Here is a 13,644-nt window from a genome sequence, read left to right on the forward strand (position 1 = left end):
GTTGTTGAATTTTAAACAATAATGTAAATAAATTTAGGTTAATTGAATTATGTTAAGAAAAATTAATATCTTTCTTTTTCATGCTTAAATCTCTACTTTGTTGTTATTTAGGGAGTTGTGGTTTTGGTGGCTAATGTTAAGTATTTTTTTTGTATAAAACATACGTTATATGAAATTATATCTTAAATTTGCACTATAAACAATATTCTAAAATTATATACTTCAGTTTAAAGGTATTTTCAAATTCAAATAAATAGAATGTAACTCGTTTATTTATAGGTAGATTTGAACGTGCACAAGTTGGAATATATTTCCCATTTGAAAATATTGATGAAAAAAAAATGTAATTAAAATCTTTAAAAACTTATGAAAAAATTTTTATTAACAGCGACTATGTTAGTCGGATTTGCGGCGCTTTCTCAGGCTCAGCAAGGGCGTGTTGGTATTAACACGAGTACTCCTGCAGCTACTTTAGATGTTGTAGCTACTACAACAGATGCTACGAGACCTGATGCGCTATTGGTTCCTCGTATGACAAGAGCACAATTGTATGCTAAAGACGCAGCTTACCTTGCAGCTCAAGATGGTGCATTGGTATTTGTAAATACAATTGATGGTACTGCTACTACTAAAACAGCAAATGTAACAACAGCAGGATTCTATTATTATGATGGTAGATCAACCAACAAATGGATTGCTGTTGGTGGTGGAGGTGCTAGTGTTGACACAAGTTTATACCTAAATGATGGTACTTTAGCTGGTCCTAGAGTGGTAACACAAAATAATAACAACTTAACTTTTACTACAGGTACTGCAAAAGCAATCGTAAATGGAAGTTTTCAGACGCAAGGTGGTGTTTACAATACCAGCGTAAGAACTTATACAGGTGCGACAAATGTTGTATGGACTACAAGTGATTATTTTGTAATCCTTACTAATCCTGCTATCTCTGGTCAGCTTGCTTTACCAAGTCCAACCGGTGCAAATGCGGGTAGAATTTTATGCATTAGAAATAATAGTGGTGTTGCTATAGCTCCTACAGGTGCTGATGGAGTAGCTTGGCCTTTGAACTTTGCTAACCTAACTGCAGGTTCAGGCGCAATGTTTATCTCTGATGGAACTAACTGGTGGAATGCTGCAAGTAGATAATAATTAATAATTTTAGTAAATACAATACAATGAAAAATATATTTAAATCTGTAGTAGTACTTTCACTTGCAACTTTTGGATTAAATTCTGTTTCAGCCCAGGTAGCAAGTAATGGTACTGTAGTTAATAATATTGTCGGAGAAAACCCTTTCTTTGATGCTTCTACAAACTTTGATACCGCATCTACAGGAACCCCTAACAATGTAGGAAAAGGTTTATATTTTCCTTCAACAAACCTAACAACTTGGACGTTTAAAACTGCTAATCTGGATGGTATAACTTATCCAACAGCATTTGACGGAATGATTGTTTATAACAGTGCTACAGGTAATACTGTTTCAGGACAAGGAGTACAGGTTGCTGTAGTTCCTGGATTCTACTATTTCTCTAACCCTGGACAATCTACAAGTATTACTGCTGGTAGATGGTTACCAATGGGAACAAGTCCAAAAGTAAGTATAGGTACTGTTGAAACACTTACAAATACATCTATAGGTAATGCTCCTATATATGCTATCAAAGGAACTTTCACAGCTACTGGAACTTCAACAGCGGTGAACGTCCCTTCACCAACTGGAATGACGGGTATGTATGGAATTACAATCTATAAAACAGGGACTAATGTAGTATATGATAGAAGTTTATACTCTTATACACTAGGTACTGGAGCAGGAAATGCAATTACAGGATCTCCTAGTATGTCTGTAGTATATCCGGCTGGAACATATGATTATGTACTGGAATATTTAAAGTAAGATTTTATCTTTAATATATATATAGAAGCCAATGATTCATCATTGGCTTTTTTGTTTTTACTACTCACTTCCATAAAAGCTTGCAATCAAGTTTTGAATTAATAATCATTTGTATACCACTTAGAACATAAAAACTCTTCTTCGTAAATAAGTGGCATATAACGGTAGTTAAAAAAATATAGAACATTGTCATTAATATATAGGTATAATGCTTACATGCTGTCTTTCTGTGCTTCATATCAAGGAATTGCCATATTTAAAAGTAATAATTTTGGATAACAATCTTATTTTTATAAAAGCTAAAAGCTAAAACAAGAATATTTTAGCAATAATCTCTCATTTCTAAAATATTATTCAACCAACTATATATAAATAAGTCAGAGAAATAAATGAATTTTTTGATTGCAGTATCAAGGAAAGTGAAAAGTTTGAATGGGTGGCTAAACTTTGGCAACGAATTTCCATCGGAATCGGCTGAAAAAATCAGAGGAAATATAAAAAATTTGTGTCTGATTTGAAAAATTAAGTCACCAAACATCACACAAAACTTATTACCTAGCTTAAAAAGTAATGAATTTTGGAAAAAAAATATAATATGTATAAATCTAAAAATGTAATTAATATGAAAACAGCTCGTTAAGGAAAGTATTTATATTAACAATCATAGCATAATACTTATTGTATTTGTATTGATAAAACTTTAAATATGAGGTCTGGCAACGGTAAAAGGCATTTCTAAAAATAAATTTAAGCTTGTTCTAAGTATTGATAATCTTAAAATTTATCTTTCAAAAGAAATTGAGACTAGCCTTTTTAGTTAAATTTAAATTTTAATAAAACATTGATTATCAGTATATTGCTGTTTATGTTTTTTTCAAAAACAGCCTTGTTTGTTAATTTCGTTAACGTTTTAACTATAATTTTAACGTTATTTAACAATGTGTTCTAAAAAGCCTATTGGTAGGGAGTTACAAGGTTCATTAACGAATAATTAAGATTTTGTTAACTGTTTTTAACAAATCGAGTAGGGACTTAAGAAGATTCCTGATACATTTGTCCCGTCAAAACCAATAAAAGTTCAAAATGATGAAAAGATTCATTCTCGTAATCATAATGATGATTTCAACGCTAGGTATTTATTCTTTCAAAAATAATGCCGTAGATGCGAAAAAAACAAGTTATGCATCGTACTACCACGATAAATTTAACGGTAGAAAAACAGCCAGCGGCGAGATCTTTGATAATTCAAAGCTTACCGCAGCAAATAGAACGCTTCCTTTTGGGACTAACATTAGAGTTACCAATATGAACAATGGAAAAGAGGTTATAGTGAGGATAAATGATAGAGGACCTTTCCATTCATCAAGAGCATTAGATATTTCTAAAGCCGCGTTCGATGAAATCGGAAATACCGACCACGGTACGATTCCGGTAGAATATGAAATTGTCGATTAATTTATGATTTTAAATTAAAAAAAGCCAGCTGAATCAGCTGGCTTTTTTATTTTCGTTTATACATCTAATTCTACTAAAGCAGGGCAGTGGTCAGAATGCACTGCTTCTTTTAAAATAACGGCTCTGAAAAGCTTATCCTTTAAAGTATAGGATGCGAAGGTATAATCTAACCTCCAGCCTTTGTTTTTCGCTCTGGAATTCTGCCGGTAACTCCACCAGGTATAGTTATCAGGTTCGTTATTAAAAAACCTGAAACTGTCGATTAATTCACACTCCTCAATAAAGTTGGTCATCCATTCCCTTTCCATCGGTAAAAAGCCGGAAACATTCTTTAAGCGGATGGGATCGTGAATGTCAATCGCCTGATGACAGATATTGAAATCTCCGGAAATGATAAGATTCGGAATTTCTTTCTTCAATTCTTTTATATAGGCTAAAAAATCATGGCAGAACTGCATCTTGAAATCCAGCCTTTCAATATTGGAAGCAGACGGTACATACACTGAAATAGCAGAATACCCGTCAAAATCCGCGCGGATGATTCTCCCTTCATTGTCATAGCTTTCAATACCGCAGCTGAACTCTACATGGTTAGGCTTTATTTTAGAGGCTATTCCCACGCCGCTGTATCCTTTTCTAACAGCAGAATGCCAATAACTGTGATACCCAAGTTTTTCGAGGCTTTCGATATCAATCTGGTCGTTTCCGGCTTTGCTTTCCTGAATACAGATAATATCAGGATCTGCTGTTTTTAACCAGCCTAAAAAATCTTTAGTAAAAGCGGCTCTGATGCCGTTGACGTTATAAGTAATTAATTTCATTGGTCTTTTATAAAAAATTTAAAATTCTCATTATATTTTGAGGGAATAAACGCTGTGATCTCATAATCTGCCATTTGATGAATATAAAAAGGATCTTCTCTGATGATCTGTTCTATTTTACTTTTCGATTCCGCATTGGCGATAATAATTCCTCCCGTTCTAGGTTCCTTCCTTCCTGATGCAATAAGCTGTCCTGAATCATAATATCTTTGAAGAAAGGAATTGTGTTCCGGAATCAGTGATTCAACATGATCTATGGAAACTTTATAGGTAAGTGAAATAACATACATTGCGTTTTTTTTACGAAGATATAAACTCTTTAAGACTATAGAAAAAAAGAAGCGGAAAAGATCAGTTGATCTTTTCCGCTTCTTTTTATAATGATGTAAACCTTACAAACTATTTAGGTTCTAAAACACTGAAAGGAATAATACATTCTTCCAGTGAAATTCCTCCATGTTGGTAGGTTTCTTTATAGTAGTTCACAAAGTGATTGTAATTTTTTGGATAGGCAAGGAAAATATTGTTCTTCGCAAAAATGTATTTTGAACTCAAATTTCCTTTCGGTAAAAACAGTTTTTCCGGATTCGTAACCGCCCAAACATCACTGGTGTCATACGTTAAGCTTTTTCCGGTTTTATAACGGATATTGGTAGAGGTTTCTCTGTCTCCCACCACTTTACTTGGTTTTTTAACGTACACAGTTCCATGATCGGTAGTAATCACCAGTTTATATCCGCTTTCTGCGGCTGCCTTAATGATCTTGATGATGGATGAATTCTCAAACCAGTTGTAAGTAAGCGATCTGAAGGTTTTATCATCACGGATCAGCTGATCTACAATATGATTGTCTGTTTTAGCGTGGGAAAGAATATCAATGAAGTTATACACAATCACCAATAGATCATTGTTCTTGTGCTGGTTAAAATCATCGTAGATTTTTCTTTCAAAATCAGCATTCAGAACTTTAAGATATTTCATAGACTTAGACCCTAAGCCAATTCTTTTCATTTGATCTTCAAGGAAATCACGTTCAAATTCGTTTTTATTTCCTTCTTCATTATCGTTGAACCATTTTTCAGGAAAACGTTTTTCTATTTCAGACGGCATCAATCCTGCAAAAAATGAATTTCTTGCATATTGCGTAGCCGTAGGAAGAATACTGTAATAATAATCCTCTGAAACTTTATTGTAATATTTGGTAAATAAAGGCTCTATCACTTTCCATTGATCGTAACGGAGATTATCTACCATTAATAAAAGAACTTTCTCTTTTTCTACTTCCGGTTTTACCTTTTCTTTGAAAAGCGTGTGGCTCATCAGGGGTTTTTCAGAATCTGTAAGCCATCCTTCGTAGTTATTTTCAACAAATTTTGCGAACTGTATATTGGCTTCTTCTTTTTGTGACTGTAAAAGATCGGCAAACTCATTGTCTGCCACTTTATCAAATTTAATCTCCCAGCTTAAGATCTTCTTATAATATTCTGCCCAATCCTGATACGTTCTTAAATAAGAGAGCTCAAGAGAAAGGTTTCTGAATTCCTGCTGGTATTGTAAAATTGTTTTCTGTTCTACAAGATTGTCTTCCTGAAGGTTTTTCTTTAACGACAACAGGATTTGGTTAGGATTTACAGGCTTTAAGATGTAGTCTGCAATCTGAGACCCGATGGCCTCTTCCATAATATGTTCTTCCTCACTTTTCGTTACCATGACGATTTTCAGAGAATTATCTTTCTCTTTAATCATAGGAATCGCTTCAAGCCCGGAAATCCCAGGCATATTTTCGTCAATAAGGGTTAAGGCGAACTTTTCTGAATCCATTAGTTCTAATGCCTCATTCACGTTGTTAACAGGAGTTACCTGATAACCTTTTTTTTCTAAAAACACGATGTGGGGCTTAAGTAAATCTATTTCATCATCTATCCATAATATCTTTTCCGACATAATTTATTTTTTACATGGTTATAGTATCAAAATGTTGACCAAATCTTTCCAAAATCTCCTAAAATAGGGGAATAAAAGGTTAAATATTAGTTAAATAAAACTGACGCGGCAGAATCAACATAATTCACCATGAAGATACCACATTTAAAGGATACATCATAAGTTTTTTTTCGGAAAATGCATAACACAAATTACCTATTTTAAAAGGTATACGATAAGGGTTGTACATCTGGATTTTCAGTCTGAATTCAAAAAATTACTTTCCGGTTTTGATATATTCCAAAGCCCTTTCCAAAACTTCATCTTTTCCTTCTTGCAATCCTTTTACTGTCGGCTGTATATAAATATCAGGAATAATTCCTGTTCGCTGCGTTTCCATTCCATTCGGGTAATAGGCTCCAATACCGGTGAAACTCGTTTTAAGACCGGCTATATTAAAAGTGATTACATCTCCGTTGGCTCCGGAAGTATAGCTTCCTATTACCTTTGATCTGGGATGCTGTTTCAGCATCATGGTGGTGGTTTCTGCCTGACTTTGGGTGTTTTCGTCTGCTAAAATCACCACATTTCCTTTATAGTAATCAGGATTATGCAGGCCAATGCTGTTTTTCCGGCTGTAAAATTTCCCGGGATATTTGCCATCAGGGAAATTAAATCGATAATAAATCGAGTTTTCAGGAAGGATAAGCCTGCTTAAAGGAATAATAGTTTGCTTGGGATAGTTTCTTAAATCGAAAATGATGGATTCTGCAGTTCTTAAATTCCGGTACATCTCCTCAAGGTTATCTCTTTCAATAATTCCCATGTTGACATAACCGATTTTCTTTTCAGGATCTATAAATTTCCATTTTTCAGGTAAAGCCTTCTTTTCACTAATGATATCACGAGGGAGATAGGTTTTTGCCTTTATCGATATATTCTGTCCTTCTCTCTGCAGCCGTAGCTCCAAAGAATCTTTGTTTGAAAAAAGAAACAGGCTTTTCACTTTTTTTATTTTCCCCCAGGAATTGGAGGCCGGAATATATTTTTCAAAGCTGTTCACCATCTGCGGAATGGTTTTTCCGTCAACACTATAAATGACATCACCTATTTTCAACGGAATTTCTTCCTGATATTGAATGTTCTTAATTTTGGTAATCACTAGCTTTCCTTCAGCATATGAATATTCTACAGGAATTTTTCTTCTTCCGTATTGATTCAGGCTGATCAGTGGTGAAAATAAAAAAGCATGGGAATCATCTGTTTTTGTCACCAGCTCTGCCAGGGTCAGATGATACTGTACATCATCAGTACTGTTGAGGAATTTCGGAATCATTTCTGTCAGAACATCATTCCAGTTTTGATCTGTCTTGTATTTGTAAGGAAAAAAATATTCAACCAGATTCCAGTATCTGAATAATTCTAAAAGGCTGATGGATGTTGAAGTAAACCTGGTGCTGTAAGAGTTTTCATTTCTGAAAAATACTTTTCTTTCACTTATTCCGAAATAATAAGGTTCCTCGATATTCCGGTTGTTTTGGATGTAATGAAGTTTTTGGCTGACTTCTTTCGTGTAAAGATTGTCTTGATCAATCCAGCTTAGATCAAAATTTTTCAGGAATTCTGTTTTGGGTTCTGCTAAAGCACATTTTGCACATTCTTCCACGTTTCCAAGACTGTCAATCCAAAGAGAATACAATTCATTTAATTGCGCCTTATCATTAATTTTTTCAAGTTCATTAATCTTTTGAGAAAGCTGTTGATCCCAGTTAAAATTTCCTTTTGCTACATTGGGATGATAATATTTTAAGAATCCCCAGATTTTACAAAGTGATGCCAGTTTTTGAGTCTCAGAAATAGATTGCGCTGAAAGAGAAGTGAAACTTACCAGAAAAAGAATGATAATAGAGAGGCTTCTCATTAAAATAATTGGTTATTAAAACAAAGATAAAACTATAAAACAAACAAAAAGTTGGTTAGCTCTGGCGGTGTAAAAAATTTTATAATTTCAGGAGTTATAGATGAATTTTATTTTCTCTTCAATAAAGGATGGTTGGTTTCATTTCGTACCACTTCAAAAAGGGGAAGATCATCAAAAAGCTTTGATAAAGTAGAATAGCCATACGTTCTGGAGTCAAAACTGGGATCTATTTTTCTGATATTGGTGCCAAGGGTTGAAATAAATGCCATATCATTTTCGTTAGCAGAAATTTCAAATGCTTTTAAAATTGTTTCTTCATCTTTCGGAGATAAGAAACTTTGAAACTGAGGAGCTTTAGCACTTGAAGCCTCTTTTTTCTGTTTGCCTGCCGCCTTATTTTCTTTCTCTTTTTGACTGTCTGTTTTGGCTTCTTTCCGTATTTTGGGAGAAATATTTTCAGTATAGGTGAATATGTCGCATGATTTTACAAAAGCTTCCGGGGTTTTCTTTTCCCCGATACCCATTACAAAAAGTCCTTCCTCACGGATTCTTTTCGCCAGGCCTGTGTAATCACTGTCACTCGAAACGATGCAGAAGCCTTCCACGCTTTTTCCGTGCAGAATATCCATTGCATCTATGATCATGGCGCCATCCGTTGAGTTTTTCCCGCTGGTATAAGAGAATTTTTGAATAGGATTAATGGAATAGAGATTCACAAGCTCTTTCCATGAATTCATACTTTGGGAAGTCCAGTCACCATAAATCCTTCTGATGGTAGCTTTGCCATATTTGGAAACCTCTTCAATTGTTTCTTTTAATAATTTAGCCTGCGCATTATCACCATCGATAAGAATAGCGATATTAAATTTTTTGTCACTCATAATTGGGGTATTTCGTGAAACAATGAAGGCATATTTCGTTGTTTAATAATTTGTAAAATTTAATATACTCAAATTTTATGAGATAGGTTGAGTTTTTCATTTAAACTTTATTATTTTCTATTAATTACAGGATAATTGTGAACAAAAATTAAATAATGCTAAAAATTAATTTCCCTAAATTTGTGTATTAATATGGAACTTTCAATGCAGAATAAGCTTAAAATCATCAACGATCCCGTTCACGGATTCATCAAAATTCCTCACGAAATTTTATTCGATATCATCGAGCACCCCTATTTTCAAAGACTGAGAAGGATTTCTCAAACCGGATTATTAAACCTTATTTTTCCGGGGGCAACCCATACAAGATTTCATCATGCGTTAGGAGCAATGCACCTGATGTTTACTGCATTGGAAACCTTAAGACAAAAAGGAATTAAAATTTCTGAAGAAGAAGAAAAAGGAGCAATGCTGGCGATTTTAATGCACGATATCGGCCACGGACCCTTTTCCCATGCACTGGAAAGTATGCTGATGGACGACTGGCATCATGAAAATTTATCGCTTTTGCTGATGAACAGGCTGAATGATGAGTTTAATGGCGAACTGTCATTGGCTATTGAAATGTTCCGGGGCAAATACCACAGGAAATTTTTTAACCAGCTTATTTCTTCTCAGCTGGATGTGGACCGTTTGGATTATTTAAACCGCGACAGCTTTTTTACCGGCGTATCAGAAGGGAATATCAATACCCAAAGAATTATCTCTATGATGAATGTCTGTGACGAAGGAGAATTGGTGATTGATGCAAAAGGAATTTATTCCATTGAGAACTTTTTGGCAGCAAGAATGTTCATGTACTGGCAGGTATATTACCATAAAACCTCCGCTTTAGCAGAATTTATTCTGGTTAAAATCTTAGAAAGAGCAAAATATTTAGTGTCGCAGGGAATCGATCTGCCGGCAACGGAAAATCTGAAATATTTCTTATACCGCGAAAAAAGTGCGGCAACGGATGAAGACGTAGAAAGATTTACGCAGCTTGATGATAATGATGTCATTCAGGCGATGAAAGTATGGCAGAATTCTGACGATTTTATTTTATCTTATTGGTGTAAATGTGTGATCCAGAGAAACCTTCCCAAAACAATTGTTTCATCGCATCAGTTTGAAAAAGAATTCATTGAAGAAAAAATAATGAAGACGAATGAATTTTTTGGAATTGATAACGGAGTGGAATTGGTACACGAGATCAAAAGAAAACTTCTGCCATATGATACAGAAAAACAGCCTATTTATTTACTGCAAAAAAACGGTAGAAAAATACGATTGGAAGAGTCTGAAGATCAGCTTTTATCCGGATTGATGGTGAATAAAACGGTACGGTATATCTTAACTTTCCCCAGAGAAATCTTTAAAATAAATTCTTAAATAATATTAAAATTCACGATCCAAAACTAAAAAATGTTTGCGAATTATAGAATTTCTTATCTTTGCAGAATATGGAATTTACAGCTTCGCAAATTGCAAGTTTTATTGACGGAAAAATAATAGGTGACGAAACCGCACTTATTACTGGAGTTTCACCAATAGAGAATGGAGAATCCGGGCATCTGTCATTTATAGCACAAGAACGATTTTTACACTTTTTGGACACCTCAAAGTGCTCCGTACTTATTGTTTCGGAGGACCTTTTGGTTAAAGATAACTATACCCCCACCATTATTGCAGTAAAAGATGCCTATCTTGCTTTTCAGATTCTGATGAATCTGTACCAGGAGATGCAGGGCAGAAAAGATGGAATAGAAGACGGATCTTCTATACATGCTACCGCACTTATTGGAGAGAAAACGTATATTGGAGCGTTTACTTATGTTTCGGAAAAAGCGAAAATAGGAGAGGGTACTCAAATCTACCCCCACGTTTATATAGGAAAAGGAGTAAGAATCGGAAAGAACTGCAAAATTGACAGCGGAGCGAGAATTTATGATTATTGCATCATTGGTGATAATTGTGTGATTCATTCCAATACGGTAGTTGGTGGTGATGGTTTTGGTTTCCAGCCTACAGCTGACGGATTCAAGAAAATTCCTCAGCTGGGAAATGTTATCATTGAAGATGATGTGGAAATAGGATCAAACTGCAGCATCGACAGAGCTACGATAGGATCTACCATCATTGGTAAAGGAACTAAAATAGATAATCTGATCCAGATCGCACATAACGTAAAAATAGGCCAGAATAATGTGATTGCTGCGCAGGCGGGAATTGCAGGATCTACAACGATTGGAAACTGGAACCAGATTGGAGGACAGGTAGGAATCGTTGGGCATATCAATATTGGAAATCAGGTTAAAATTCAGGCACAAAGCGGCGTGAATAATAATATTGAAGATAAAGAGGTATTATACGGGTCTCCGGCAATTACAGCCTCTGACTTCCGCAGAAATTATGTTCATTTCAGGAATTTTACTGAAATTGTAAAAAGAATAAATAATCTTGAGGATAACTCAAAAGATCATACTAATGAGTGATATGCAAAAAACACTCCAGCAAGAAGTAACACTTTCTGGAATTGGCCTTCATACTGGTAAAGAAGTAAAACTGACCATTAAACCTGCTAAAGAGAATACAGGTTTCGTCTTTGTAAGAACAGATTTAGAGGGGCACCCTCAGGTCGAAGCTGATGTAAACTATGTGGTAGCAACAGAAAGAGGAACTACATTAGAAAAATTAGGCGTAAAAATCAATACTTGTGAGCATCTTCTGGCAGCTTTAGTGGGTTGTGACATAGATAACGCAATGTTGGAAATGGATGCTTCGGAACCCCCAATTTTAGATGGTTCTTCAAAGTTTTTTGTAGAAGCTATCGAAAGTGTGGGAATTGTAGAACAAGGTATTGCCAGAGAGTATTTGGTGGTAAAAGAAGTTCTTAGCTATAGTGATCCAGCAACGGGTTCGGAAATAACCATTATCCCTTCGGATAATTACGAAATTACAACCATGGTAGATTTTGGGACCAAAGTATTGGGGACTCAAAATGCTACGCTGAAAAATATTTCGGAATTTAAAGAAGAAATTTCATCGGCAAGAACTTTCAGCTTTCTACACGAATTAGAAATGCTTTTAGATCACGGTCTGATCAAAGGTGGGGACATCTCCAACGCGATCGTATATGTTGACAAAGATCTTACCCCGGAAACGACTGAAAAATTAAAAAAAGCATTTGGAAAAGACAATGTGTCTATTCGTCCAAATGGTATTCTTGATAATCTTAACCTGAACTATCCTAACGAAGCGGCAAGACACAAATTACTTGATGTAATCGGTGATCTGGCTTTAGCAGGAGTAAAAATAAAAGGAAAAGTTATCGCTAATAAACCTGGACATTTTGTTAATACCCAGTTCGCGAAAAAATTAAATCGCCAGTGGAAATTGCAGAAGAAAAAAAATGTTCCTGATTTTGACTTAACGAAAGAACCTGTTTTTGATATCAACGGAATTATGAAGCTGATGCCGCATAGACCACCGTTTTTATTGATAGACAAAATCCTTGAACTTTCAGATTCTCATGTAGTAGGATTGAAAAATGTCACCATGAACGAACCGTTCTTTGTTGGGCATTTTCCAAAAGAGCCGGTAATGCCGGGAGTTTTACAGGTTGAAGCACTTGCACAAACCGGAGGAATCCTGGTATTGGCAAGCGTTCCGGATCCGGAAAACTATTCTACCTATTTCATTAAAATTGATAAAGTAAAATTCAAGAAAAAGGTAGTGCCGGGAGATACTATCATTTTCAAAATAGAATTGATTGAACCAATCCGCAGAGGCATTGTACATATGCAGGGATATGGATATGTAGGAGATACCGTAGTGGTAGAAGCAGAGCTGATGGCTCAAGTTGCAAAAAATAAAGTTGATTAAATGATTCATCAATTAGCAGCCGTAGATAAACGTGCGAAAATCAGCAAAAATGTTATTGTAGAACCATTTACTACAATTGCAGGTGATGTGGAAATTGGAGAAGGAACGTGGATTGGACCCAATGTAACCATCATGGATGGGGCAAGAATTGGCAAAAACTGCAGGATTTTTCCAGGAACGGTAATTTCTGCGATTCCGCAGGATTTAAAGTTTGATGGGGAAGATACTCAGGTTATTATTGGCGACGATACGACCATCAGAGAGTGTGTAACGGTAAACAGGGGAACAAAAGCCCTGGGATTTACTAAAATAGGTGCAAACTGCCTGATAATGGCAACTTCTCACATTGCCCACGACTGTATTATTGGTGACCACGTTATCATCGTAAACGGATGCGGGATTGCGGGACATGTGGAAATTGGAGATTATACCGTAATGGGAGGTCTTTCTGCTGTGCATCAGTTCGGGAAAATCGGAAAACACGTGATGATTTCCGGAGGAACATTGGTAAGAAAAGATATTCCTCCTTACGTTAAAGTGGCAAGAGAACCGATGGCATACGCAGGAATCAATTCTGTAGGATTAAGAAGAAGAGGATTTACCAACGAAAGAATCTTCGAAATCCAAAAAATCTACAGAGCTATTTTCCAAATGAAAATGAATGTTTCACAGGCGATTTCCCATATTGAGAAAGAAATGCTTCCAACTGCTGAAAGAGATGAAATTCTTCAGTTTATCCAGAACTCTCCTAGAGGTATTGTAAAAGGATACGGAACAGGTAAGGAAAGCTAACATTTTCCTTACTATAAAAATCA

General features: G+C 35.3%; 12 protein-coding genes. 7 read left to right on the forward strand and 5 right to left on the reverse strand.

Features of this window, described 5'->3' with window-relative positions; genetic code table 11:
- Positions 1–366 precede the first annotated feature (366 nt).
- From IW15_RS06090 to IW15_RS06100, 3 genes are all read left to right on the forward strand, one after another.
- Positions 367–1,149: a hypothetical protein gene (locus IW15_RS06090; RefSeq protein ID WP_131368506.1), complete on the forward strand. Its 783-nt coding sequence runs from the start codon at positions 367–369 to the stop codon at positions 1,147–1,149.
- 29 nt (positions 1,150–1,178) lie between these two features.
- Positions 1,179–1,904: a hypothetical protein gene (locus tag IW15_RS06095; protein WP_034710044.1), complete on the forward strand. Its 726-nt coding sequence runs from the start codon at positions 1,179–1,181 to the stop codon at positions 1,902–1,904.
- A gap of 1,083 nt (positions 1,905–2,987) precedes the next feature.
- A complete protein-coding gene (locus IW15_RS06100; protein WP_034710045.1) occupies positions 2,988–3,359 on the forward strand; it encodes a septal ring lytic transglycosylase RlpA family protein in 372 nt (123 codons plus the stop codon).
- A 56-nt stretch (positions 3,360–3,415) separates the two neighbouring features.
- Here the strand turns inward: IW15_RS06100 and IW15_RS06105 are convergent, their stop codons facing one another.
- From IW15_RS06105 to IW15_RS06125, 5 genes are all read right to left on the reverse strand, one after another.
- Positions 3,416–4,180, reverse strand: coding sequence for an exodeoxyribonuclease III (locus IW15_RS06105; protein WP_034710046.1), 765 nt, complete (start codon positions 4,178–4,180; stop codon positions 3,416–3,418).
- On the reverse strand, positions 4,177–4,470 hold the full coding sequence (locus IW15_RS06110) for a YciI family protein (RefSeq protein WP_034710048.1): 294 nt from the start codon (positions 4,468–4,470) through the stop codon (positions 4,177–4,179). The genes IW15_RS06105 and IW15_RS06110 overlap by 4 nt, the downstream gene beginning before the upstream one ends.
- Before the next feature lie 109 nt (positions 4,471–4,579).
- The gene (gene porX / locus IW15_RS06115) at positions 4,580–6,124 is read right to left on the reverse strand and encodes a T9SS response regulator signal transducer PorX (RefSeq protein ID WP_034710049.1); all 1,545 of its coding nucleotides are present in this window, start codon (positions 6,122–6,124) and stop codon (positions 4,580–4,582) included.
- A 256-nt stretch (positions 6,125–6,380) separates the two neighbouring features.
- Entirely contained in the window at positions 6,381–8,024 is a 1,644-nt protein-coding gene (locus IW15_RS06120; RefSeq protein ID WP_034710050.1) for a S41 family peptidase, read from the reverse strand.
- 107 nt (positions 8,025–8,131) lie between these two features.
- Complete coding sequence (locus tag IW15_RS06125; RefSeq protein ID WP_034710051.1) at positions 8,132–8,905, reverse strand: NYN domain-containing protein; 774 nt, start codon at positions 8,903–8,905, stop codon at positions 8,132–8,134.
- Between the two features lie 204 nt (positions 8,906–9,109).
- Between IW15_RS06125 and IW15_RS06130 the strand changes: the two genes are divergently transcribed.
- From IW15_RS06130 to lpxA, 4 genes are all read left to right on the forward strand, one after another.
- Complete coding sequence (locus IW15_RS06130; RefSeq protein ID WP_034710052.1) at positions 9,110–10,336, forward strand: HD domain-containing protein; 1,227 nt, start codon at positions 9,110–9,112, stop codon at positions 10,334–10,336.
- A 71-nt stretch (positions 10,337–10,407) separates the two neighbouring features.
- Complete coding sequence (gene lpxD, locus IW15_RS06135) at positions 10,408–11,439, forward strand: UDP-3-O-(3-hydroxymyristoyl)glucosamine N-acyltransferase (protein ID WP_034710053.1); 1,032 nt, start codon at positions 10,408–10,410, stop codon at positions 11,437–11,439.
- Positions 11,432–12,829, forward strand: a complete 1,398-nt coding sequence (locus tag IW15_RS06140) for a bifunctional UDP-3-O-[3-hydroxymyristoyl] N-acetylglucosamine deacetylase/3-hydroxyacyl-ACP dehydratase (protein WP_034710054.1) — start codon at positions 11,432–11,434, stop codon at positions 12,827–12,829. Before lpxD ends, IW15_RS06140 begins: the two co-directional genes overlap by 8 nt.
- On the forward strand, positions 12,830–13,621 hold the full coding sequence (gene lpxA / locus IW15_RS06145) for an acyl-ACP--UDP-N-acetylglucosamine O-acyltransferase (protein WP_034710055.1): 792 nt from the start codon (positions 12,830–12,832) through the stop codon (positions 13,619–13,621).
- The last annotated feature ends 23 nt before the right edge of the window (positions 13,622–13,644 follow it).

This window comes from Chryseobacterium soli (assembly GCF_000737705.1).
Classification (GTDB): domain Bacteria; phylum Bacteroidota; class Bacteroidia; order Flavobacteriales; family Weeksellaceae; genus Chryseobacterium; species Chryseobacterium soli.